We start from the raw sequence: 22,087 nt of genomic DNA on the forward strand, positions 1-22,087 counted from the left end.
ACGAAGCCACGGCATGACGGTGCCCGGGACCTTCACGGCCCCGGGCACCGTCGCGCGTACCGCTCAGACCATGTCGGGCATGTCACCCACGGTGGTCTTCGTGTCGATCACCGCGAACGCCGCGCCCTGCGGGTCCAGGATCGCCGCGTACCGCCCGAAGGGGCTGTCCATCGGCCCGAAGACCTTCTGTCCGCCGAGCTTCACGGCCCGGTCGGCCGCCTGGTCGCAGTTGTCGACGACGAAGTAGACCTGGATGTACGACGGGACCTCGGCCGGGAAGTCCTCCTCCGTCATCTTCATCCGCCCCAGGACCGGCGTCTCGGAACCCAGGTCGAAGACCTTGTAGTCCATGGTGTCGTCGGCCATCTTCTGCGCGTTGTAGCCGAAGACGGAGGTGAGGAAGTCGTCGGACTTCGCGGGTTCCCGGGTGAAGACCTCCGCCCACACGTAGGAGCCGGTCTCGCCCTCCAGCTCGAACCCCTCGTGCGTGCCGGGCTGCCAGACGCCGAACACGACCCCGGCCGGGTCCTGGGCCAGGCACATGGAGCCGAAGTCGCCGACGGCCATCGGCTCCATCAGGATGGTGCCGCCGCTGCTCCTGATCTTCTCGGCCGTGGCGGCGGCGTCGGGCGAGGAGAAGTACAGACACCAGGCCGACTGCGGCTCGCCGTCCTGGCCCGGCATGGGCGGGACGACGGCCGCGACCGCTTTGCCGTCGCGGTACGCCTGGGTGTAGTTGCCGAATTCCGAGGAGGCTTCACCGAAGGTCCAGCCCAGCACCTCGCCGTAGAAGGTCTTGGCTCCTTCGACGTCGGTGAACGCCGCGTCGGTCCAGACCGGTGTGCCTTCAGGTCGTGCGGCCATGACGGGACTCTCTCTTCCGATCGATGGTGGTTCGAAGACGCTTCGATGGGGTGGTGAGTCCCACGCTATCGACGGCTCGCGCACCCCGCTCGGTGACGGAGCGTGTCCGGGCAGGGTCGACGAAGAGGCGGCGGCGGCTCAGCGGCGGGCGAAGATCCCGACGCCGTTCGGCACCGGGCGTTCGGTGCCTCCGGCGGGGTGGTTGCGCACGGTGACCGACGGGGCGTCCCGATCCCGCGTCGCGAGGGTCGAGGAGCCTCCGCCGTCGAGGCTGAAGCCGTCGACCGCGCCCACCTGGTCCAGTACCGTCGCCACTTCGGCGATCGTCAGGCCGGTCCGGAACTCGGGGCCGCCGTCCAGCGCCATCAGCAGCAGACGCCGTCCACCGTCCGCGAGGCCGGCCGCCGTGCGGACGGCGGACGTCCTGCTGTCGAGGCCCGGCAGCGGCTCGCCCGCCCGCAGCACCGGATAGCCGCCCACCGCGAAGACGTACGGGACGCGGGAACCCTCCGCGACAAGACGGTGGCGAATGCCGACCCGGTCGCCCACCTCCAGCGCCCGCAGGCTCCGGGCGCCCGCCTCGCGGCCCACGAGGACCTCGGAGCCCTCCGCGATCGGTCCCCGCCCGGGCGTGTCGGCCACCGCGACGACCCGTCCGTCGCGCACCGTCACCTCGTACGTCTCCGTGGAGCAGGGAGCGGCCCGGTCGGTGTCCGTGCCGCAGGTGGCGCGGACGCGCGAGACGGCGCCCCAGTCGGCGGTGAACGCCCCGACGGAGCCGACCGGCAGCGCGTACGCGTTGAGCCCGCCGAGCGGGAACAGGGCGTCGGGCGTCGACACCGTGCCGTCCAGGGTGAGCCGGCCGAGCCGGGCCCGGCCGTCCACGCCCACGCCCAGGACCTCGCGGGTGTCGGTGCCCGGCGGCAGCGCGGGCCCGAACCGCTGCCCGGTGGGCACCGCCGACTTCAGCCCCCGCCGGGCGGCGATCGCGGGGCCGACCGGGGCGCCGGTCGCCTCGACACCCGGGTGCTGGGTCTCGGTGATGTTGAAGAAGTCCCCGTTGACCCCGGCGACCGCCCCGCGCGCGTCGGCGAGCGCCGACAGCGGGGCGCGGGCCGCGACCGTGCCGGGGGTGAGCAGATCGACGCCGACCCCGGGCGCACGCAGATCCACCGAGACGAGATGGACCCGGGCCGGACCGCCGACACCGGTCACATCGAAGGTGCGGTACGCGACGCCCCGGGCGACCTCCGTCCAGACGGCGTCGGCCGTACCGGGCGTGGCGGCCGCGAGCAGCGCGCACCAGGCCAGCAGGACGGTGGCCGGCGCTCGGGCGCGTGAAACCGGAACTCGCACAGTCTGCCCCTGACGTACCGTCACTGTGTCGGAATCACAAGGGAGTTGATCAGGCGTAGATGACAGCGAGGGGATCAGGAGCCGAGTGTCGGGGAACGGATGGGGAAACGGACCGAACTCGTTCCCGACTCTAGGAACTGACGGTCCGTCAGGTTATTCTTCCCCGCATGATTCCGACCGTTGTCTGGGGTACCGGAAATGTCGGCCGCGCGGCCATCAGGGCCGTCGACGCCCACCCGGGGCTCGCCCTCGCCGCCGTCCTCGTCCACGACCCCGCCAAGGTCGGCCGTGACGCGGGCTCCCTCGCCGGACTCGACCGCCCCCTCGGGGTCGCGGCGACCGACGACATCGACGCCGTGCTCGCCGCCCGCCCCCGCGCGGTGGTGTACGCCGCCTCCGGGGACATCCGCCCCGACGAGGCCCTCGCCGACGTGGTCCGGGCCGTCCGGGGCGGCGCCGTCGTCGTCACGCCCGCGCTCTACCCGCTCTACGACCAGCGCGGCGCCCCGCCCGAGTTCCGCGACCCGGTCCTCGCCGCCGTCGCCGAGGGCGGCGGCTCGCTCTTCGTCTCGGGCGTCGACCCGGGCTGGGGCAACGACGTGCTGCCCCTCCTGATCAGCGGCCTCGGCTCCACCGTCGACGTCGTCCGCTGCCAGGAGATCTTCGACTACTCGACGTACGAGCAGGAGGACTCGGTCCGCCATCTCATCGGCATGGGGCACCCCATGGAGTACGAGCCGCTGATGCTCGCCGAGTCCATACCGACCATGGTGTGGGGCGGCCAGATCCGGCTGATGGCCCGGGCCCTCGGCGTCGAACTCGACGAGATCCGCGAGACCATGGCGCGGCGCGCCCTCGACACCACCGTGACCACCCGCACCATGGGCGTCTTCGAGGCCGGCACCCAGGGCGCCGTGCGGTTCGAGGTCCAGGGCATCGTCGCCGGCGAACCCCGGATCGTCATCGAGCACGTCACCCGGATCCACCCCTCCTGCGCCCCCGGCTGGCCCACCCCGCCCGACGGTGTCGGCGCCCACCGGGTGGTCATCGAGGGCCGCCCGCGCATCGAGGTCACGGTCGAGGCCACCGACGAGGACGCGAACCGCTCCGCGGGCGGGAACGCCACGGCCGTCGGCCGGCTCGTCAACGCCGTCGACTGGCTCGTGGACGCGAAGCCCGGCCTCTACGACGCGCTCGACGTCCCGCTGCGCCCCGCAGTGGGCAGACTGGGAAGGAAGCGACCATGAGGATCGACGTCCCCGAGGGCAAGCACCCGATCGAGTACGTGTGGGGTGAGATCGTCCCCGAGATCGGGACGGCCGCCGCGAACTTCTCCCTCTCCGTCTACGCCCATACGACCCTGGGCCTGCGCGAGTTCGAGGCCGCCCGGCTGCGCGTCGCGCAGATCAACGGCTGTCTGTTCTGCCTCGACTGGCGGACCGACCGCGACGGCGAGAAGGTCGAGGATTCGTTCGCGGACGCCGTCACCCAGTGGCGTACCACCGATGCCTTCGACGACCGGACGCGGCTGGCCGCGGAGTACGCCGAGCGGTACGCCCTGGATCACCACGGTCTCGACGAGGACGAGGACTTCTGGACTCGTATGACCGCGCACTACAGCCAGCCCGAGATCGTGGAGCTGACGATGAGCATCGGTTCCTGGTTGTCGTTCGGACGCCTCAACAGGGTCCTCGGACTCGACGCGGCGTGCGTGCTGCCGACGTCCTGAGCCGAGGCCGAGGCGGTCCGCGGCTCAGAGGTCGGTGGCGATGATCTTCTCGATGTTGCGTTCGGCCAGCGCGGTGATCGTGACGAACGGGTTGACGCTGGTGTTGCCCGGGATCAGCGCGCCGTCGATCACATAAAGCCCCGGATGCCCGTGCAGGCGGCCGTAGTTGTCGGTGGCCCGGCCGAGCACCGCGCCGCCGAGCGGGTGGTACGTGAGGTGGTCGCCCCAGATCTTGTAGGCGCCGAACAGGTCGGTGCGGTAGATCGTCCCCTCCTTCGCGTTGATCTTGTCGAAGATGGTCTTGGCGGCGTTGATCGACGGCTGCTTCCAGGCCGTCTGCCAGTTCAGCTCGACCCGGCCCGTCGCGGGGTTCCAGGCGAACTCGGCGCGGTTCGGGTTCTTCGTGATGGAGAGATAGAACGAGGCGTACGTCTCGATGCCGGTCGGCAGCGGCGCCACCTCGGCGAACGCGCCGCCCGCCGCCCAGTTGTCGATGCCGGCGGTGGGCATGGACGACTGGAGCTTGCCGGTCGCGTCCCACATGTGGTTGGCCCGGCCGCACATGACGTTGCCGTTGTCGCCCCAGCCCTTGCCGATCTCGCCGTTGAGGCCCGGCAGTGCGCCGGTGGCCCGCAGCTTGGTCAGCAGCTTGCTGGTGCCCACGCTGCCGCACGCGAAGAAGACGCGGTCCGCGACGACGGTCTCGGCGGACGTGGCGTTCCCGGCCGTGTCGAGCCGCTCGATGTCGACGGTGTAGCCGCCGCCGGACGCGGGCGTCACGGACGTGACCCGGTGCAGCGGTGAGATGGTGACCCGCCCGGTCGCCCGGGCCTGCGCCAGATAGGTCTTCTGGAGCGACTTCTTGCCGTGGTTGTTGCCGTACAGGACCTCGCCGGCGAGCGCCGACTTGGGGACGGCGCCGGCCGCCTCCTGCTTCATGTACTCCCAGTCGTAGACGTTGGGCACGAAGACGAAGGGGAAGCCGGAGCGCTCGGCGTGCTTACGGCCGACCCGGGCGTACTGGTAGCAGGCCGCGTTCTCCCACCAGTTCGGGTCGACGTGGTTGACGCCGAGCCCGGCGTTGGCGCGCGGGTAGTAGACGTCGTACATCTCGCCGGCGTCGACGGTCGGGAGGATCGCGCCGAAGTTCTCCCGGCGCGGGGTGACCGCCATGCCGCCGTTGACCAGGGAGCCACCGCCGACGCCCCGGCCCTGGTAGACCGTGATCCCGGCGAACTCCTCGGCGTCGAGGATCCCGGTGTGGCGGGGGACGTCCTTGTCGAGCGGGAAACCCAGGAACTGGCTGAGTGGCTGCTTCGTGCGGGTGCGCAGCCAGAAGGACCGGTGGTCCGGGGTGGTCGTGTTGGCGAAGATCTTTCCGTCGGGGCCGGGGGTGTCCCAGGCCATGCCCATCTCGACCATGCGCACGTCGACCCCCGCCTGGGCCAGCCGCAGCGCGGCGACGGAGCCGCCGTAGCCGGTGCCGATGATCAGGACGGGGATGCGGGACGAGGTGGCCGAGGCGTAGGCGTGGGCGGGGAGTGCCAGAGTGCCGAGAATAGAACCTGTTCCCGTGATGAATCCACGGCGTGTAACAGCCATGAGGAGCCCTCACTGTCGGTGGAATGGGAACGAGTTCTACTGCCGCCCGCCTGGGAAGTCACGGCATACCTATGGGTAACTTTTGGCTGGATCGCTCAAGAATGTTCCGGACAAAGCCGACATAACGATGAGTCGAAGATCCGCCGATCCCGGAGCGCACATGCCCCTCGCGACCCTCGCCCCCGACGATCTGGACCGTGTCGCGGTCGAGCTCCACGACACCGCCGCGTGGCAGGAAATCGTCCGTCACTGGGACGCCCCGTCGGCGCCCGCGGGTGGCTCGAAGGAGCCGGAGGCTGCGCCGATCGAGTCGGAGCCGTTTCAGGGGGACTGGCGTCGGTTGCTCTCCGTGCCCGTCGACCAGCTCGTCGCCGCCGCGCTACGGGACATCCCGCCGGCCCCGCCCGCCGAGCGGCCCCTCCCCGGCAGGCTCGGCGCGATCCTGCCCGACCGGCTGCACGCCTGGCGCCGCCTCGGACAGCCCGACGTACGCCCCTCCACCCACCTGGCCCACGCCCGCCGGGTCCTGGTGGAGTGGGGCTGGCAGAACCAGCCGTACCGGCTCCGCGACGCCCGGGGCGCACGCTGCCTCTGCGGCGCGCTGCTCACCGCGCACCGCCTCGGTCACGGCAGCGCCGACACCATGAACCGCTCCGCCGCCTGGATCGTCACCGAGCTGCGCGCGCAGGGCTGGACCGGGCTCATCGGCCCCTGGAACCGCACTCCGGGACGTACCGCCGACCAGGCCCTCGCCCTCGTCGACGCGACGATCAGGCGCGCCGCCCTCGCGGGGGAGTGAACCCGGGGGGCGGGGGCCGGGGGTCGGGGCCGGGGACGGGGCGCGTCACTCCACGCTGTCGGCCACCGTGAAGAGCGCGCCGTCGGGGTCGCGGAGCGCCACGGACCTGCCGTTGCCCGACGGCCGGGCCGGCGAGGCCGTCGTACCGCCGAGACGGATCGCCGCCTCGACGGCCTCGTCGATGTCGGGGACCCGGAAGTGCACGTGCCAGCGGGGTCTGACCTGCGGGTCGGGGGCGTCCTCCACCGCGCCCCCGTAGAGCCGCGCGACCGTGATGTCGGCGTGGCTCAGGACGACGTGGTCGTCCTCGTAGCTCACCTGACAGCAGCCGGGCAGCTCACCGGCCCAGTCGAGCACCTCCGCGTAGAAGATCGCCGCGTCGAACGCGTTCCTGGTCCGCAGCTCCAGCCAGGCAGGGGCGCCGCCCTTGCCGACGCTCCAGTCGGGGATGATCTCGCCCTCCCAGATGCCGAAGACGGCCCCTTCGCGGTCCGAGGCGAGCGCCGCTCGCCCCGTCCCGAACCGCAGCGGCCCCACGGCCACCGTCGCGCTGCGCTCCCGGATCCGGGCCGCCGTCACGTCGGCGTCGTCGACGGCGAAGTACGGCGTCCAGGCGACGGCCACCGCGAGGCGCGGCGCCAGGGCGCCGATCCCGGCGACCGGGGCGCCGTCGTGCAGCGCGACGGAGAACTCCTCACCCAGTCGGGTGGGGCGGAACTCCCAGCCGAAGACACCCCCGTAGAAGGCTTCGGCGGCGCCGAGGTCGCGGGCCATGAGACTGACCCAACAAGGGGCGCCGGACACCGCATGGCTCGAGGTCGACACAACCTATCCATCCGTCGTGGACGCGTGATCGCTCTCATCCCACCGTAACCCCGGCGAGATCGCCATTCCGGCACGCCCGTCCCCGCGCCCGACCGATGCACGCCCCGCGCACGGCATGCGAAGAGTCGCCCCTTGCGAAAGCCTGACAGGGTGAGGGACGTGCGCGCGGCGCTACGACGAGCCGGGACCGAGCTGTGGGCGCGCCGCCGGGAGCCCGTGGTCGTCCAGACCATCCGGTCGACCGCCGCGGCCACCATCGCCTATGTCGTCGCCCTCCAGCTGAGCAGCGAGGCCGCCCCGCTGACCGCGCCGCTCACCGCGCTGCTCGTCGTGCAGGTCACCCTGTACTCCACGCTCACCACCGGCATCCGACGGGTCAACGCGGTGGTCGTCGGGGTCATCATCGCGATCGCCTTCAGCGCCCTGGTCGGCCTGACCTGGTGGAGCCTCGGGCTGATCATCCTCGCGTCGCTGGTCGTGGGCCGTTTCGTGCGCGTCGACGAGTTCGTCCCCGAGGTCGCGATCAGCGCGATGCTCGTCCTCGGCGTCACCCAGGTCACCAACACCGCCTGGGACCGGGTCCTCGAAACCCTCATCGGCGCCGTCGTCGGCCTGCTGTTCAACACCGTCCTCGTCCCACCGGTCTGGGTCGACACGGCGGGGGAGTCCATCGAGGACCTGGCGCGCCGCATGCGCCGGCTCCTGCTCGGCATCGGCATGGACCTCACCACCCCCACGCCCGTCGCCCGTGCCGCCGCCCGGCTGCACGAGGCCCGCCGCCTCGACAACGACGTGGCCGACGTCGACGCGGCGCTGCGCCAGGCCGAGGACAGCCTCCGGTTCAACCCCCGGGTCAAGGAGAAGGAGGGCGCCCTGTACCGCATCGTGCTCCGCACCGGCCTCGACACCCTGGAGATCTGCGCCGTCGTCCTCCGCGTCCTCGCCAGGACGCTCACCGACCTCGCCAAGGAACGCGAGGAGGACGAACTCTTCCCGAGGGACGTCGCGGTCGCCCTCGAAGACCTCCTGGCCCGGATCGCCGACACCCTCGTGAGCTTCGCCGTCCTCGTCTCCACCCACGTCAGCGCGGACGCCGACGCGGCCGAGGAACGGCTCGCCGGTGAACTCCGCGCGGCCCGCGCGGTCCGCGACCACGCGGCGGAGCTGCTGCTCCGGGTCGTCCAGCGCGACCCGCGCCAATGGCAGCTGTACGGAGCGCTGCTCGCCGAGATCGACCGGATCCTCGACGAACTGGACCTCGACCAGCGAGGACGCCGCCTCATGGAAGAACTCGACCGCCACTCGCGCGAACGCGCCGAGCGGCGGCCGAGGCTGTCGGCGTTCTACGACCGACTGGGGGTGTGAGGGGTCGTGGGGATCGGGCACAGGGAAATTCCGGCAGTCACCGCCGGTCGTTCATCAGCTCCTGAAAAGAACTCATACAGGGGGTGCAGTGACGGTCGGTCCTCTCACGCTCCTCGAGCGGCTCCTCGTGGAGCGACTGCCCGCAGAGGGCGGTCGCCTTGCCGATGGCGGCCACGTGCCAGACGAAGACCCCGTCCCGGGGTGCTATGCCGACGTGCATTTCGTACATGGTCGTCTCCATGCTCGGCGGACGGTTGCCCCTCCAGTGCACCCGACCGACCGTGGGTTGCACGCCCGGAGGGCGGCTGTTCGGGTGACGCGGCACGTGAGGCCGCCCGAGTGCCTGATGGCTACCCTGGAGCGAGGGGCGTGACGGCGACCCGGTCGGAGGCGACCCCATGAGACGACGCCACCATTTCCACATCGACCACGCGGGGCACTCGGTCAGCGTCACGGTCCAGACCGGCCACAAGGCCGTGGTGGAGGTCCTGGTCGACGGCAAGGAGACCGGCTACGCCACGACGAGCGGGGACCGCCCGGTGACCGTGCACATCGAACTGCCGACCGATCCGCCGACTCCGGCGTCGGTCCGGGCCACCGCCGGGCCCGGCATCCCCCGCTGTGTCCTCGAAGTGCCGGGCGCCGACGCTCAGGTCATGTCCCCGCGGCTCTTCTGACCGCTCAACCCTCAGCTCGACGGGCAGCTCAATCGACAGCTCTACAGGCAGCTCAACCGACCGCTCTACCGGCAGGTCGTGCCGGGTCGGACCGGCTTCAGGTCGACGAGATACGCGTCGACGGCGTCGCCCACGCAGGAACCGCCACGACCGTACGCGGTGTGGCCCACCCCCTCGTACGTCAGGAGCATCCCGCCGGGGAACTGCGCCGCCAGGCTCTTCGACTCCTCGTACGGGGTCGCCGGGTCGCCCGTGGTGCCCACCACGAGGACCGGCGGCACGCCCTCCGCGCGGACGCGGTGCGGCAGCTGCGTCCCGGCCGGCAGGTCCTTGCACGTCAGGGAGTCGAGCACGCTGGTGGTGCCGTACCGGCCCGCGGCCTTCTCCGCCGGGGCGAGGGCGTCCCAGTACGGCTGGGCCGCCCGGGGGTGCGGGGTGTCGGCGCAGTTCACGGCGAGGAGGGCGGCCTCCTCGTTGTCGGCGGGCACGGCGGGCGCCGCGGGCCCCCCTTCGGGAGCAGCCTCGCCTTCGGAGTCCTCCGCCCCGCCTTCGGGATCGGCCTCTCCTTCCGCCAGCGCCGCCACCTTCGTACCGTCGCCGCCGTCGGCCGCGGCCAGCGCCTCCGAAAGGCCCTTCCACTGCTCCTCCGGCGTGTACATCGCCATCGACAGCACGTCGATCAGCATCCGCTCGTCGACGCCGGCCTCGGCTCCGTCCACGGGAAGCGGGGAGCGCGCGGTCCGCGTGAACAGTCCGTCGATCACCGCGCGTATCTCGTCCGGGGTCGCCCCCGGGCAGCCGTCGGCGCCGACGATCTCGGCGCAGTGCGTGGCGTAGTCGTCGACGGCCCGGCGGAATCCGACGGCCTGGCCCTGCGCCCGGGTGCGCCAGTCGAGCGCGGGGTCGATCGCCCCGTCGAGGACCAACGCCCGTACGCGGCGCGGGAATTGTTCGGCGTACGAGGTGCCCAGGCTCGTCCCGTACGACCAGCCGAGGTAGCTGAGCCGGGGCTCGCCGAGGGCCGCCCGGAGCACGTCCAGGTCGCGGGCCGCGTCCCGGGTCCCGACGTGCCGCAGGAGGGAGCCGCTCCGCTCGACGCACGCGGCCGCCGCCGCTCGGGCTCCGTCGAGGACGTCCGCCCGGTCGGCTTCGGTACGCGGGCTCAGCGGGTGCCCGGCGCTCGGGGCGTCCGGGGCGCCCGAGCCCTCCGGCGCCTGCTCGGTCTTCTCCTTGCGGTCCTCGCAGGTCAGGGCCGGGGTGCTGGCTCCCACACCGCGCGGGTCGAAGGAGACGATGTCGAAGCGCTCGCGCACCGGGGCGCCGAAGGAGTCGGCGCCGCCGTCCTTGAGGTGGTCGACCCCGGAGCCACCGGGGCCGCCGGGGTTGAACACGAGGGAGCCGACGCGCCGCTTCGGATCGGCGGTCGTCGCCTTGGCGACCGGCAGCACGAAGGTCCGCCCGTTCGTCGGGTCGTCGTAGTCCATGGGGACGGTGAGCCGCGCGCACCGGAAGTCGCCACAGGCGGTCCACTTGAGCTGCTGCGTGTAGAAGCGCCTCAACTCCGGTCGTGTGGCCGGGTCGACGGCGGCGGTGGAGCTGCCGTCGTTCGGCGCCGCCGGTGTCTTCGGCCCCGCCGCCGTGCAGGCGGAGAGCGTGGTGGCGCCGAGGACGGCGAGGGTCAGGGCGAGGGCGGTGCGAGGACGGGCTTGGCGCTTCACGGGAGTGCTCCTGGGAGACCTGGCGGTGCGGTACGCCTCAGCTTCGCGGGGCGATGCTGAGGTTTTCGTGAGGAGACCTCAGCCGCCGTCGACCGGCAGGCGCAGCACGAACCGGGCCCCGCCACCACCACTGCTACTGCCGCGCTCTCCGCTCATGGCCGTCAGGCTCCCGCCGTGCGCGTGGGCGACCCAGGAGGCGATGGACAGGCCGAGCCCCGTCGACCCCGACCCGCTGCGGAAGCGCTCGAACAGCGTGTCCGCCACCCCCGGCGGCAGACCGGGACCGGCGTCCTCCACCGTCACGGTCGCCTCCCGCCTCTCCCTTCCCGCCAGGGCGACCTCGAACCGTACGTCGGCGGCCTCGCCCGGCGCGTGCCCGTGGGTGAGGGCGTTGCCGAGCAGGTTCGCCACCGCCCGGCGTACGAGGTCGGCGTCGGCCACGACGACCGCCTCCTCGGTCCGTACGGTCACGCGATGCCCCTCCGTCGGGGCGTCCTCGACCACCGCCTCCACCAACTGGTCGAGCCGCAGCGGCTCCCGCGCGAGGGTCTGCACCCCGGTCATCAGACGGGCCCGGGTGAGCAGCCCGTCCACGAGGCCGCCCATGCCGTCCGCGAGCCGCATCGTCCGGCGCAGCACCTCCGTCCTGTCCGTGTCGCCGCGTAGCGCGGTCTCGGCGAGCATCCGCAGCGAGGCGACCGGGGTCCGCAGGTCGTGGGCCGCGTCGGCGAGGAAGGCCTCCTGCTGCCCAAGGGCCGTCAGCGCCGGGCGGATCGCCCGACCGGACAGCACATGGCCGACCGCCGCCGACAGCACCACGAGGACCGCGCAGCCGGCCGTGAGCAGCCACGTCGTGCGCCGGTGGTCGGAGAGCGCCTCCGTGGCCTCGTAGAGGGTGACGACCGCGCCGTCCCTGCCCTCCGGGCCCTCGGCGTCGGGCGCGAAGAACGGCTCTGCGAAGAGCCGGACCCGCCGCCCGTCCACCGACCGCCCGTCGACGGCGACGGCCTCCTCCCGGCGCACGGCGGTCTCGGCGAGGCCCCGGACGTCGGCCGGGCGCGCCTCCAGACAGGGCCGCGGCCCGGAGTGGTCGACGACGGCGCCTGAGGACCTGTCCCGGGGCACGGAGAGCACGGTCAGCTGCGGGCAGCCGGTGTCCATCGTCCCGACGAGGTCGGTGGTGTCGAGGCGGTCGTCCTCGTCGTACCTGAGCAGGCCGATCGCCTGCGTGGTGTCGAGGTTCATCCCCTGGTCGAGCTGGTCGCGCCAGCGCGCGTCGTCGCTGCGCACGGCGAGGACGGCCATCGTGACCAGGCCGGCCGCGCTGGTGAGCGCGAACAGGGCGGTGATGCGCAGGCGCAGCCGCCGGACCCGCCCGGTCGGCGTGAGCGCCCGGCGCCCGCTCACTCGGGCCCCGGCGGGGCAAGGCGGTAGCCGAGGCCTCGTACGGTACGGATGAGGGGCGGGTCGCCGAGCTTGCGGCGGAGCTGGGAGACCAGGACCTCCAGGACGTTGGAGCGCGGCTCCGCCATCTCGTCCCAGCAGCTCTCGATCAGCTCGGCCCGTGACACCGCCTGGTCGCCGCGGGCCGCGAGGACCTCCAGGACGGCGAACTCCCGCCCGGTCAGGGTCAGCAGGACCCCGGCGCGCCGGACCTGGCGGCGCGCGGTGTCGATCTCCAGGTCGGCGACGTGGTGGACCGGCGGCCGGACGACGGCCGCCCGGCGGCACAGACTGCCCACCCGGGCGACGAGTTCGGGCACGGCGAACGGCTTGACCAGGTAGTCGTCACCGCCGCTCGCGAAGCCCCCGACCCGGTCGGCGACGGTGTCACGGGCGGTGAGGAAGAGCACGGGCACGGCGCCGCCCCGGCGGCGCAGCCGCGCGACGTATTCGGCCGCGTCCCCGGAGGGCAGCATGCGGTCGAAGACCGCGCAGTCGTAGGGCGTGACGAAGAGCGCTTCGTCCGCCTGCGGAAGGTCCGCCACCTCGTCGACGGCGAACCCGGCGGCGCGCAGCGCGGCGGCCACCCCGAAACGCAGATCCCCGTCGTCCTCGACCAGTAGCACCCGCACGGCGCCCACCCTAACGAACCGCCCAACGGCACCGAAATCCACCTCACCTGATGTTCCATCAGGTCAACACTGTGTAACGCCAACAGGCTTGTCGGACTGAAGGCTTCCTTCCGCTCACGCCCTCTGGGATCTTGCGTCCACCCCACACATCACAGGGCCCGGCCGGCGCCACCAGCGTCACCGGGCCATCGGAGGACGCATTGTTTTCCCACATATCCAGCAGGCTGAGACTCCCGGCCACGGCCGTCACCGCCCTCGGAGCGGTCGTCGCGCTCGCCGCGCCCGTCGGAGCCGCCCAGGCCGCTCCGGCCGGCATCCCGGAGCCCAGGTCCGCCTCGGCGGCGCCCCTGACCACCGCAGCGTCCGCCGCGTCGGCAGCAGCCGCGGCGACCCGCGCGGCCGCCGCTCCCGCCGCCACGGCGGCCTGGGCGGCCGGCACCCGCGCGTACCTGGTCATCACCGCTCCCGGTGACACCACGGCCGTCCGCACGGCGGTCGCGAGCAACGGCGGCTCGGTCTTCTCGTACTTCGACGCCATCGGTGTCGTCGTGGCGCACTCCACGTCGAGCACCTTCGCCTCGACGATGCGTACGGTCTCCGGCGTCCAGCAGGTCGGCGCCACCCGCACCTCCGACGTCCCGGCCGACGCCTACAACCCGACGCTGCCGAGCAACCCGTCGCAGTCGGCTCCGCCTGCCACCGAGCCGGTCCGCTCGGACATGACGCAGATCAAGGCCGACCAGGCCTGGGCCGTCACCACCGGCTCGCCCACCGTCAAGGTCGGCATCCTGGACACCGGCGTGGACGACCAGCACCAGGACCTGGCGCCGAACTTCAACGCCGCCGACTCGGTCTCCTGCGCCTACGGCAAGGCGGACACCCGGGCCGGGGCCTGGCGCGACGTGGACCAGCACGGCACGCACGTGGCCGGCACGGTCGCCGCCGCCAAGAACGGCAAGGGCGCCATCGGCGTCGCGCCGGGCGTGAAGATCTCCTCGGTGCGCATCGCGGAGCCGGGCAGCACCCTGTTCTTCGCGGAGAACACCATCTGCGGCCTCGTCTGGTCCGGTGACCACGGCTTCAAGGTCACCAACAACAGCTACTACACGGACCCGTGGCAGTTCAACTGCCCCAACAACCTGGACCAGGCGGCCATCCTGGAGGGTGTGGGCCGCGCCCAGAAGTACGCGGAGGGCAAGGGCTCGCTGCAGGTCGCGGCGGCCGGCAACTCCAACGTCGACCTGGCGAACAAGACCACGGACACCTCCTCGCCCAACGACTCCACCCCGGTCAGCCGGACCATCACCAACGACTGCCTGGACATCCCGGCGGAGCTGCCGGGTGTCGTCACGGTCGCGGCGAACGGCACCAACGGCTCGTCCAAGGCGTCCTTCTCCAACTTCGGACGGAACGTCATCGAGGTGTCGGCGCCCGGTGAGTCGGTCTACAGCACCGTCCCCGGCGGCAAGTACTCCTCGCTGAGCGGCACCTCCATGGCCGCCCCGCACGTCGCGGGCGTGGCCGCGCTCCTCGCGAGCGCGAACCCGAGCGACACCCCCGCCGACATCCGTACGAAGCTGGGCGTCCAGGCCACCGACCTGGCCTGCCCGTCGGACAGCCGGTGCACCGGCACCACGGCCAACAACAGCTTCTTCGGCGAGGGCCGGGTCGACGCCCTGAAGGCCGTCGGCGGCACCACCCCGCCTCCCGGCAAGTACTTCGAGAACCTCACCGACGTCACCGTCGCGGACAACGCGACCGTCGAGAGCTCGATCACGGTCAGCGGGGTGACGGGCAACGCCCCGGCCACCCTGAAGGTCGGCGTGGACATCAAGCACACGTACATCGGTGACCTGAAGGTCGACCTGGTCGCCCCCGACGGCACCGTGTACACCGTGCACAACCGGACCGGCAGCGGCACGGACAACATCGTCCAGACCTTCACCGTCAACGCCTCCTCCGAGGTCGCGGGCGGCGTCTGGAAGCTCCGTGTGAACGACAACGCCAGCCAGGACACCGGAAAGATCGACGCCTGGAACCTGACCTTCTAGGACCTTCTAGGCCTTCCCCGGGCGCCCTCCGCCGTCGCGGCGGGGGCGCCCGGACTCCTTGCCGGAGTAGAGGTGGTCGACCTCGGGCCGCAGATCGAGTATGTCGAGGAACTCCGCCAGCTCGGCCGCGTCGGCCGTCCGGCCGGCGACGGCCCGCCGCGCGGCACGGCGCCGGTCCCCGGAACCCTCGGGCCCCGGCGAACCGTCGCTCGCCTCTGTGACGTCCATGCGCCGATCCGACCACACCCGAGGGCCGCGCGCACGGCCAGCACGCGCCGGGGCGTGTCCGACCCGCAGGTGCGTCAGTACACGCCGAGGAAGATGCCGCCCGGGGTGTTCAGGTTGTCGTTGTGGAGATGGAAGGCGCGCAGCGACCGCGCGATCTCCCGCTGCGAGAGGTACGCGTCCCGGTCCAGGTCCAGCCGTTCGAAGGCAACGGACCCCTCGTCACCGGAGACGCCCCAGACGGCGAGGTAGGCGGCGAACTCGTCCCCGCTGACCCGCTTGTCGGCCTTGGTGTCCATGATGCGGAAGATGGCCGCCGCGAGGTTCTCCAGAAGCTCGGGCCGGTCGTTGTCGTAGCCCACGGCGCGGTGCGCCGCCACGAACGCGTCCTGGTCGAGGCGCTCGATGCCCGGCACCGACTGGGTGAGCAGGCCGAGCCACTGCGCCCAGTACGCCCGCTCCAGGGCCTGGATCCGGGGCTCGTCCGTCGGCAGCCCGTACGCGGTGGCGTACGCCTCGACGACGCGCCGGTGGTCGGACCAGGTGACGAATCCGTCCTCGTCGGTGTCCAGGACCGCGAAGAGGCGCCTGAGCCTACGAGTGATGGGATCGAGCGTCGCCATGCCGGGGGTCCTTCCGGTGGAGGGGATCGTATGGAGAGGGACGGCAGAACCCCCAGTGTGGTTGCCCGGACGCGCACCCGCGCGCCGCGTGCGCGACCATCGACGGCATGGAGGCAGGCCCCGACGTGCCCGGCCTCGTCCGGGAGCTGACCCGGCGGGCGGATCCCGCGCGCCTGCGGGACGATGTCGCGTTCCTCGCCGACCGCCCGCGCGGCCGGATCCACGCGCCCGAGGCCATGCTCAGGGCCGAGGCCCATGTGGCGGAGCGGCTCGCGGAGGCGGGCTGGACGACCGAGCGGCAGCCGTTCGACGTCCGGTGGCGCCCGGGCTGCAGCGACCGCCCCGGCGGCGGCAGCCTGTCACCGCTCCGGTTCCGCCTGCACCGACGGCTCACCGGGGCCAACCTGCTGGCCGAGCTGCCGGGCGCGGACGACGGCCCCGCCGTGCTCGTCGGAGCCCACCTGGACACCGTCGTGGGCAGCCCCGGCGCCGACGACAACGCCTCCGGCGTCGCCGCCCTCCTGGAGGTCGCCCGGCTGCTCGGCGGGCTGCCCCGGCCGCCCCGGGTGCGGCTCGCCTGCTTCGACATGGAGGAGCTGGGCTTCGTCGGCGCCCACGTCGCCGCCCGCGCGGCGCGCCACGGCCGACGCGTCTCGGGCATGCTCTGCCTGGAGGCCGTCGGCTGCTTCGCCGACGCGCCCGGCACGCAGGCGATCCCGGCGGGCTTCGGCACCCTCTTCCGGGGCGCGGCGGGAGCCGTCGAAGCCCGCGACAGCCGCGGCGACTTCACCCTGATCGTCCACCGCCGCTCCTCCGACGCGGCGGCCGGCCTCTGGCGGCGGGCGGCCGGCGCCGCCGACCCCCGACTCCCGGTCGTCACCCTCCGCGACCCCCGCCCGGACGGCCCCCTGGGCACCCTCGCCGGTCTCGCGGTACCCCCGCTGAACCACCTGGGCCGCAGCGACCACGCCGCGTACTGGAGCGCCGGCATCCCGGCCGCCCTCCTCACGGGCACCGCGAACTTCCGCAACCCCCACTACCACCGCCCCACGGACACCCCCGACACGGTCGACCCCACGCGCCTCACGGCCGTAGCCGTCGCCACGGCGGTCACCGCCGCCCTCTGGCGCCCACCCGGTCACGACCGGTAGCCGCCTCGGAGGCGGAACCGGCGCGCCCGACCTACCGTGGTCGAAGGAGCACGACAAGGAGGCCGCGATGGAGCAGCGCTTTGTCTGGGTGACCACGCGCCGCATCAAGCCGGGCACCCTGCACGAGTTCGAACGAGCCTGGCGCCCCGGCTTCGCCCCCGACGGCCTGCACCGGGCCTACGCCTACTGGACCGAGGACGGCCACGAGATCACCGGCGTCTCCCTCTGGGACTCCCAGGAGGCCTGCGACGCCTGGCGCTCCTCAGAAGCCGAACGCTCCCGCCGCGAGACGATGGCCCCGTACGTCGTGGAGGAGACGGAAGCCTTCTACCAGGGCGGCGAACTCGGCCTTCCCGGGCGGTAGCCGCCGGCCGCACGCGGCGCCGCTACGGATACGTCCGTACGTCGTCCGTGTACTCGCGGGCCCTGTCCTGGACCAGTGCCGGGAGGGTGCCGGAGGCCAGGTCCGCGAGGGTGGTGCCTTCCAGGACGTGGCGGAGGCTTGCTCGTACCGCGCGCCAGACGTCCGGCATGGGGGCCGCCGCGCCTCGGTACTCCAGGCCCGTCAGTTTCAGGTCGCGGACGCTCACCAGGGGGCCGTCCATCGCGCGGAGGACGTCGGCGAGGGTGATCTCCGTGGCCGGGCGGGCGAGGGTGTAGCCGCCGTCCGGGCCGCGCACGCTGCGGACCAGGCGGGCCTGGCGCAGTTCGCTGAGGACGACGAAGAGGAAGCGGACCGGGATGTCCTGGCGTCCGGCGACTTCCTCGGCCTTCAGCGGCCGGTCGGGGGAGGAGGCCAGCTCCGCCATGGCCCTGACCGCGTAGTCCGTTCGTGCTGAGATCCTCACCGCCTCAATGTCTCACGGCTGGCGCGAAACCGATCAGGCCGGTGGGTGAAGGGACGGTGCGCTCTTGTCGATTCATATTGTTCATCGACATAGTGCAGTACGTAGTGCGCATGACGTGTGCGTGCTCGTCAGGCCGGAGGTTCCTCGTGCCCACGTCCCCCACCGCGTCCCCCCGTCCGCGACCGACCGTGGCCGTCGTCGGCGCCGGCGCGGCCGGGGCTCTGGTCGCCGTTCAGCTGTGCGAGACGGCCGCCCGGCGGCGGACCCCGGTCGATCTCGTCCTGATCGACCCCGCGGCCGAGGCCGGACGCGGGACCGCCTACGCCACCGAGGTCGCCGAGCACCGGCTCAACGTGCCGGTGGGAGGTATGAGCTGTTATCCCGACGACGCCGGGCACTTCCGGCGCTGGCTCTGCCGGCACGGTGAATCCACCGTCACCGCCGCGGACTTCGCCTCCCGCTACCGCTTCGGCTCCTACCTCGCCGACACCCTCGGCCGCGCCGTCATCACCGCCCACGGCACCGTCTCCGTACGGCGTGTGCGGGCCCGGGCGACCGGCTGCTCGCAGACCGGCGACGGGCGGTTCGAGGTGAGGGTCGACGACGGCCCGAGCGTCACCGCCGACAGCGTCGTCCTCGCCACCGGGCCCACCGCCGGGGCCGCCCGCTGGGCGCCCGCCGAACTGCTCGGCTCCGCGCGGTTCATCGCCGGCCCGTGGGCGCCCGGCGCGCTCGACGTCGTCGGGGCGGACGAGGACGTGCTGCTCGTGGGCGCCGGGCTGACCGCCGTCGACCTCGCGCTGGTCCTCGACCGGCCCGGGCGCACCGTGCACGCCCTCTCCCGCAGCGGGCTCCTGCCCCGGCCGCACGCCGTCGCCCCACTGCCGCCCGTACCCCCGCCCCCCGGCCTCACCGCCCTCCCGCTGCACCGGCTGCGCACCGCGCTCCGGCGCCACTTCGCCGCCTCGATGCGCGACCACGGCGACTGGCGCCCCGCCCTCGACGGGCTGCGGCCCGTGATCGGCGCGCTCTGGCAGGGCCTCACCGACGAGGAACGGGCCGAGTTCCTCGAACGGGACGCGACCCGCTGGAACGTCCACCGCCACCGGATGGCCCCGGCCACCGCCGAGGCGATCGCCCGGGCGCGGGCCGCCCACCGGCTCCGCATCCACGCGGGCCGGATCACCGCCGCCCAGCCGCTGGACGACGGGCGGATTCGCGTCGGGCTCGCCGACGGGCGGGAGCTGACGGTGGCGTGGGTCGTGGACTGCACCGGGCCCGGGCTGCGGCTCGACGCCGCCGCCGATCCGCTCTGGGGCAGTCTGGTCGACGGCGGACTCGCCGCGCCGGGACCCCTCGGCATCGGCGTCGCCACCGACGCGGGCCGTCTGCGCGACGCCGGAGGCGCCACGCACCGGCCGCTGTTCACCCTCGGCGCGTCCCGGCGCGGCGAGCTGTGGGAGACGACCGCGATCCCCGAGATCAGGGCCCAGGCCCGGGAGATCGCCGAGGCCGTGCTCGCCCCGCTCACCCGCGCCCCGCAGCCCACCCGCCGCCGCCCCACCGACCAGTTCGGGCTGCCGCTCTCCACCCACGCCGCCGCTGCCGCCGCCTACCGCAGCGGGCTCGGCCGGGTGGTCACCGTACGGGCGAAGGCGGCCGAGGCGTTCGCCCGGGCCACCGCGCTCGACCCCGGCTTCGCCCTCGGCCACGCCGCGCTCGCCCTCCTCGGCCACGAGTGCGGCGCCGACGTCGACGTACACCGCGAACTCGCCGACGCCCAGCGCGGAGTCGCCGAGCGCGGGGACGAGCGGGAGCGCTCGTTCGTGGACGTGGTGACCCGCAGGATCGAGCCATCGGGTGACGACGGGGACCGGGCGCTCGTCGACCACCTCGACCGGCACCCGGTCGACGCCTTCGCCCTGTCCATCGCCGTCCCCACGATCGCCTTCTCCGGTGTCGGCGACCTCGACGGGACGCTCGCCCAGCGCCTGGTCGAGCACACCGCGCCCGCCTACGACGGCCACTGGTTCCCCACCTCGCTGCTCGCCTTCCTCCGCCAGGAGCAGGGGCGCGTCGACGAGGCCGGCTTCCTCGCCACCGCCGCCCTGGCCGCCGAACCCGCCTCCGGGCACGCCGCCCACGCCCTCGCCCACGTCCACTACGAGTCCGGCGCCCACCGCGCGGGCCGCGACTGGCTCGACGGCTGGATCGGCGGCCAGGGCAGGGGCGCCGTGCACCGGGCCCACTTCTCCTGGCACGTGGCCCTGCACGAACTCGCCCTGGACGACACCGCGGCCGTACGCCGCCGTTGGTTCGCCCAGCTCGCGCCGCGCCAGGTCAACGGCGTACGCGCCCTCGTCGACTCCGGCTCGCTGCTGTGGCGGGCCCGGATGACCCGGAACTGGACCGGCGACGTCCCCGTGGACGGCGTGCTCGACGCCGTCGCCCGCGATCTCCTCGAACGGCCCGCCACCGCGTTCACCGCCCTGCACAGCGCCGTCGCCCTCACCGCCGCGGGCGACCTTGCCGCGCTCCGGCGCCTGCGCGCCCACGCCGCCGGGGCCGACGCCGTCCAGCGCGAGGTCATCGCCCCGCTCTGCCACGCGCTCGAAGCCGTCCTGGAGGAACGGTGGACGGCGGCGGTCGACGGACTGCGCGGACTGCTGCCCACCCTGCGCCGGGTGGGCGGCAGCGCCGCGCAGCGCGAGGTCGTCGAGGAGACCCTGCTCCACGCCCTCCTGGAGGCCGGCCAGTGCGACGCGGCCCGCCACCTCCTGGAGGAACGCCTCGACCGCCGCTCCTCGCCGCTCGACCGCCGCCGCCTGGCCGACCTCCCTCACTGACGGGGAGGCCCGTGCCCCTCGATGAGGCGGTGCAGCAGTTCGGCCGCCGCGCGGCCGAACGTCGGGTCGTTCAGGTGGGTGTCGAACTCGACCACGTCGACCGGGCTGCCCCGCAACCCGTCCCTGACCGCGTCGAACACGACCTCGTCCAGGACCGGATCGTGGTACGGCCCGCCCGGCGCGCCCAGCGTGGACAGGCCGCGCAGCGGCAGGCACACCGCCGTGGGCCCGGTCGCCGAGCGCAGCTTCACGGCGACGCGCGCGCCGAGCTCCGCGCACTCCTCGGCCGTCGTCCGCACCACCGATATCGACGGGTTGTGCACCCGCACGTCCCGGTCCAACACCCGCTCAGGGACCGTGTCCAGCGGCCCGAACTTCACCATGTCGAGCGCGCCGGGGCTCACCACCTGCGGGATCCCCGCGCGTCCGGCGGCGAGCAGCCGGTCGGGGCCTGCCGTCAGGATGCCCCCGCAGAGGTCGTCCGCCAGCTCGCAGAGCGTCAGGTCCAGGACGCCCGCGAAGAGCCCCTGCTCGGCGAGCGACTCCAGCGTCCGGCCCCCCGCCCCGCTCGCGTGGAAGACCAGCACCTCGTAGCCGAGTTCGGTCAGCCGCGCCCGGGCCGCGTCCACCCCGGGGGTCGTCACGCCCGCCATGCTCGCGGCGACGAGCGGCCGGTCGTCCCGTACCGCGGGCGCCGTCGCCTCGGCGTACCCGCGCGCCATGCCCGCCACCGCGTCGACGGCGTTCGCCAGTATCGGCGCCGAGACCCGGTTGACCCCGGCGATGTCCACCACGCTGTACATCAGCGTGATGTCGGACGAACCGACGTACGGCGCGACATCGCCCGAGGCCATCGACGAGACCATCACCTTCGGCACCCCGAGCGGCAGCGCCCGCATCGCCCGCGTCGCGATCGACGTGCCGCCGCTGCCGCCGAGCGCCAGCACCCCGTGCAGCCTGCCCTCCGCGTGCAGCCGCCGCACGACCTCGGCCGCCCCGCGCGCCATCGCGGTCACCGCCGCGCCCCGGTCCCCCTCGCTACGTAACCGGTCGAGCTCCACACCCGCCGCCCGCGCCACCTCGGCGCGGGGGACGTCCGCGGGTATCCGCGGAGCCCCGATCACCCCCGTGTCGACCATGATGACCTCGACCCCGCGGCTCTCCAGCCGCTCGCGCAGCCACCCGTACTCCAGCCCTTTGGTGTCCAGCGTGCCCACCAGCACTACGATCGCCATCCCCGTACTGTCCGTCCAAGTCGACATGACGACAAGACTGTGGCAGCCGGACGCCAGACGGCATACTGACCCCTCTTGATCACCCACAAGGAGGAATG

General features: G+C 73.2%; 21 protein-coding genes. 9 read left to right on the forward strand and 12 right to left on the reverse strand.

The window, feature by feature from the left end; all coding sequences use genetic code 11:
- Positions 1-63: 63 nt before the first annotated feature.
- Both AB0F56_RS18600 and AB0F56_RS18605 read right to left on the reverse strand, forming a co-directional pair.
- Positions 64-864, reverse strand: coding sequence for a VOC family protein (locus AB0F56_RS18600; protein ID WP_362010588.1), 801 nt, complete (start codon positions 862-864; stop codon positions 64-66).
- Positions 865-1,002: 138 nt separating this feature from the next.
- On the reverse strand, positions 1,003-2,079 hold the full coding sequence (locus tag AB0F56_RS18605; protein WP_362010887.1) for a phosphodiester glycosidase family protein: 1,077 nt from the start codon (positions 2,077-2,079) through the stop codon (positions 1,003-1,005).
- Between the two features lie 308 nt (positions 2,080-2,387).
- Between AB0F56_RS18605 and AB0F56_RS18610 the strand changes: the two genes are divergently transcribed.
- Both AB0F56_RS18610 and AB0F56_RS18615 read left to right on the forward strand, forming a co-directional pair.
- Complete coding sequence (locus tag AB0F56_RS18610; RefSeq protein WP_362010591.1) at positions 2,388-3,467, forward strand: dihydrodipicolinate reductase; 1,080 nt, start codon at positions 2,388-2,390, stop codon at positions 3,465-3,467.
- Positions 3,464-3,949 (forward strand): carboxymuconolactone decarboxylase family protein, encoded by a 486-nt coding sequence (locus tag AB0F56_RS18615; protein WP_362010594.1) that lies wholly within the window; start codon positions 3,464-3,466, stop codon positions 3,947-3,949. The genes AB0F56_RS18610 and AB0F56_RS18615 overlap by 4 nt, the downstream gene beginning before the upstream one ends.
- Positions 3,950-3,973: 24 nt before the next feature.
- Here AB0F56_RS18615 and AB0F56_RS18620 read toward each other — a convergent pair whose 3' ends face one another.
- Positions 3,974-5,551, reverse strand: coding sequence for a GMC oxidoreductase (locus AB0F56_RS18620; protein ID WP_362010597.1), 1,578 nt, complete (start codon positions 5,549-5,551; stop codon positions 3,974-3,976).
- 160 nt (positions 5,552-5,711) lie between these two features.
- Here AB0F56_RS18620 and AB0F56_RS18625 point away from each other — a divergent pair, with 160 nt between their 5' ends.
- Positions 5,712-6,350, forward strand: a complete 639-nt coding sequence (locus AB0F56_RS18625; RefSeq protein WP_362010600.1) for a hypothetical protein — start codon at positions 5,712-5,714, stop codon at positions 6,348-6,350.
- A gap of 45 nt (positions 6,351-6,395) precedes the next feature.
- On the opposite strand, the gene AB0F56_RS18630 is transcribed toward AB0F56_RS18625, so the two are convergent.
- Positions 6,396-7,124, reverse strand: a complete 729-nt coding sequence (locus AB0F56_RS18630) for a VOC family protein (protein WP_362010603.1) — start codon at positions 7,122-7,124, stop codon at positions 6,396-6,398.
- Between the two features lie 201 nt (positions 7,125-7,325).
- Between AB0F56_RS18630 and AB0F56_RS18635 the strand changes: the two genes are divergently transcribed.
- Positions 7,326-8,540, forward strand: a complete 1,215-nt coding sequence (locus AB0F56_RS18635; RefSeq protein ID WP_362010606.1) for an aromatic acid exporter family protein — start codon at positions 7,326-7,328, stop codon at positions 8,538-8,540.
- A 37-nt stretch (positions 8,541-8,577) separates the two neighbouring features.
- On the opposite strand, the gene AB0F56_RS18640 is transcribed toward AB0F56_RS18635, so the two are convergent.
- Positions 8,578-8,769, reverse strand: a complete 192-nt coding sequence (locus tag AB0F56_RS18640) for a hypothetical protein (protein ID WP_315890115.1) — start codon at positions 8,767-8,769, stop codon at positions 8,578-8,580.
- A 169-nt stretch (positions 8,770-8,938) separates the two neighbouring features.
- Between AB0F56_RS18640 and AB0F56_RS18645 the strand changes: the two genes are divergently transcribed.
- The gene (locus tag AB0F56_RS18645; protein WP_362010609.1) at positions 8,939-9,217 is read left to right on the forward strand and encodes a hypothetical protein; all 279 of its coding nucleotides are present in this window, start codon (positions 8,939-8,941) and stop codon (positions 9,215-9,217) included.
- 65 nt (positions 9,218-9,282) lie between these two features.
- Here AB0F56_RS18645 and AB0F56_RS18650 read toward each other — a convergent pair whose 3' ends face one another.
- From AB0F56_RS18650 to AB0F56_RS18660, 3 genes are all read right to left on the reverse strand, one after another.
- A complete protein-coding gene (locus tag AB0F56_RS18650) occupies positions 9,283-10,935 on the reverse strand; it encodes an alpha/beta hydrolase (protein ID WP_362010612.1) in 1,653 nt (550 codons plus the stop codon).
- A gap of 78 nt (positions 10,936-11,013) precedes the next feature.
- Positions 11,014-12,342 (reverse strand): HAMP domain-containing sensor histidine kinase, encoded by a 1,329-nt coding sequence (locus tag AB0F56_RS18655; RefSeq protein ID WP_362010614.1) that lies wholly within the window; start codon positions 12,340-12,342, stop codon positions 11,014-11,016.
- Positions 12,339-13,004, reverse strand: a complete 666-nt coding sequence (locus AB0F56_RS18660; protein ID WP_362010890.1) for a response regulator transcription factor — start codon at positions 13,002-13,004, stop codon at positions 12,339-12,341. The genes AB0F56_RS18655 and AB0F56_RS18660 overlap by 4 nt, the downstream gene beginning before the upstream one ends.
- A 206-nt stretch (positions 13,005-13,210) precedes the next feature.
- Between AB0F56_RS18660 and AB0F56_RS18665 the strand changes: the two genes are divergently transcribed.
- The gene (locus AB0F56_RS18665; RefSeq protein ID WP_362010616.1) at positions 13,211-15,061 is read left to right on the forward strand and encodes a S8 family serine peptidase; all 1,851 of its coding nucleotides are present in this window, start codon (positions 13,211-13,213) and stop codon (positions 15,059-15,061) included.
- Positions 15,062-15,067: 6 nt separating this feature from the next.
- Here the strand turns inward: AB0F56_RS18665 and AB0F56_RS18670 are convergent, their stop codons facing one another.
- Together AB0F56_RS18670 and AB0F56_RS18675 are read right to left on the reverse strand one after the other, a co-directional pair.
- Positions 15,068-15,289, reverse strand: a complete 222-nt coding sequence (locus AB0F56_RS18670) for a hypothetical protein (RefSeq protein ID WP_362010619.1) — start codon at positions 15,287-15,289, stop codon at positions 15,068-15,070.
- Positions 15,290-15,363: 74 nt separating this feature from the next.
- A complete protein-coding gene (locus AB0F56_RS18675) occupies positions 15,364-15,909 on the reverse strand; it encodes a hypothetical protein (RefSeq protein ID WP_362010622.1) in 546 nt (181 codons plus the stop codon).
- 107 nt (positions 15,910-16,016) lie between these two features.
- Here AB0F56_RS18675 and AB0F56_RS18680 point away from each other — a divergent pair, with 107 nt between their 5' ends.
- Both AB0F56_RS18680 and AB0F56_RS18685 read left to right on the forward strand, forming a co-directional pair.
- Positions 16,017-17,060 carry a M28 family peptidase gene (locus tag AB0F56_RS18680; protein WP_362010625.1) on the forward strand — a complete coding sequence of 348 codons (1,044 nt, stop codon included), beginning with the start codon at positions 16,017-16,019 and terminating at the stop codon, positions 17,058-17,060.
- Between the two features lie 67 nt (positions 17,061-17,127).
- A complete protein-coding gene (locus AB0F56_RS18685; protein WP_362010628.1) occupies positions 17,128-17,424 on the forward strand; it encodes an antibiotic biosynthesis monooxygenase in 297 nt (98 codons plus the stop codon).
- Positions 17,425-17,446: 22 nt separating this feature from the next.
- On the opposite strand, the gene AB0F56_RS18690 is transcribed toward AB0F56_RS18685, so the two are convergent.
- A complete protein-coding gene (locus tag AB0F56_RS18690) occupies positions 17,447-17,908 on the reverse strand; it encodes an Rrf2 family transcriptional regulator (protein WP_362010631.1) in 462 nt (153 codons plus the stop codon).
- A gap of 146 nt (positions 17,909-18,054) precedes the next feature.
- On the opposite strand from AB0F56_RS18690, the gene AB0F56_RS18695 reads away from it, so the two are divergent.
- Complete coding sequence (locus AB0F56_RS18695) at positions 18,055-20,754, forward strand: FAD/NAD(P)-binding protein (RefSeq protein ID WP_362010634.1); 2,700 nt, start codon at positions 18,055-18,057, stop codon at positions 20,752-20,754.
- Here the strand turns inward: AB0F56_RS18695 and AB0F56_RS18700 are convergent.
- A complete protein-coding gene (locus AB0F56_RS18700; RefSeq protein ID WP_362010637.1) occupies positions 20,748-21,989 on the reverse strand; it encodes a Tm-1-like ATP-binding domain-containing protein in 1,242 nt (413 codons plus the stop codon). The two genes, AB0F56_RS18695 and AB0F56_RS18700, sit on opposite strands and share 7 nt — an antisense overlap.
- Positions 21,990-22,087: the final 98 nt, after the last annotated feature.

The sequence above is a fragment of the Streptomyces sp. NPDC026092 genome (genome assembly GCF_040638605.1).
GTDB lineage: Bacteria > Actinomycetota > Actinomycetes > Streptomycetales > Streptomycetaceae > Streptomyces.

Coding starts and splice junctions, on each gene's coding strand:
- AB0F56_RS18600 (WP_362010588.1), bottom strand. CDS start 864: ATGGCCGCACGACCTGAAGGCACACCGGTCTGGACCGACGCGGCGTTC.
- AB0F56_RS18610 (WP_362010591.1), top strand. CDS start 2,388: ATGATTCCGACCGTTGTCTGGGGTACCGGAAATGTCGGCCGCGCGGCC.
- AB0F56_RS18615 (WP_362010594.1), top strand. CDS start 3,464: ATGAGGATCGACGTCCCCGAGGGCAAGCACCCGATCGAGTACGTGTGG.
- AB0F56_RS18620 (WP_362010597.1), bottom strand. CDS start 5,551: ATGGCTGTTACACGCCGTGGATTCATCACGGGAACAGGTTCTATTCTC.
- AB0F56_RS18625 (WP_362010600.1), top strand. CDS start 5,712: ATGCCCCTCGCGACCCTCGCCCCCGACGATCTGGACCGTGTCGCGGTC.
- AB0F56_RS18630 (WP_362010603.1), bottom strand. CDS start 7,124: ATGGCCCGCGACCTCGGCGCCGCCGAAGCCTTCTACGGGGGTGTCTTC.
- AB0F56_RS18640 (WP_315890115.1), bottom strand. CDS start 8,769: ATGTACGAAATGCACGTCGGCATAGCACCCCGGGACGGGGTCTTCGTC.
- AB0F56_RS18645 (WP_362010609.1), top strand. CDS start 8,939: ATGAGACGACGCCACCATTTCCACATCGACCACGCGGGGCACTCGGTC.
- AB0F56_RS18670 (WP_362010619.1), bottom strand. CDS start 15,289: ATGGACGTCACAGAGGCGAGCGACGGTTCGCCGGGGCCCGAGGGTTCC.
- AB0F56_RS18675 (WP_362010622.1), bottom strand. CDS start 15,909: ATGGCGACGCTCGATCCCATCACTCGTAGGCTCAGGCGCCTCTTCGCG.
- AB0F56_RS18680 (WP_362010625.1), top strand. CDS start 16,017: ATGGAGGCAGGCCCCGACGTGCCCGGCCTCGTCCGGGAGCTGACCCGG.
- AB0F56_RS18685 (WP_362010628.1), top strand. CDS start 17,128: ATGGAGCAGCGCTTTGTCTGGGTGACCACGCGCCGCATCAAGCCGGGC.
- AB0F56_RS18700 (WP_362010637.1), bottom strand. CDS start 21,989: ATGGCGATCGTAGTGCTGGTGGGCACGCTGGACACCAAAGGGCTGGAG.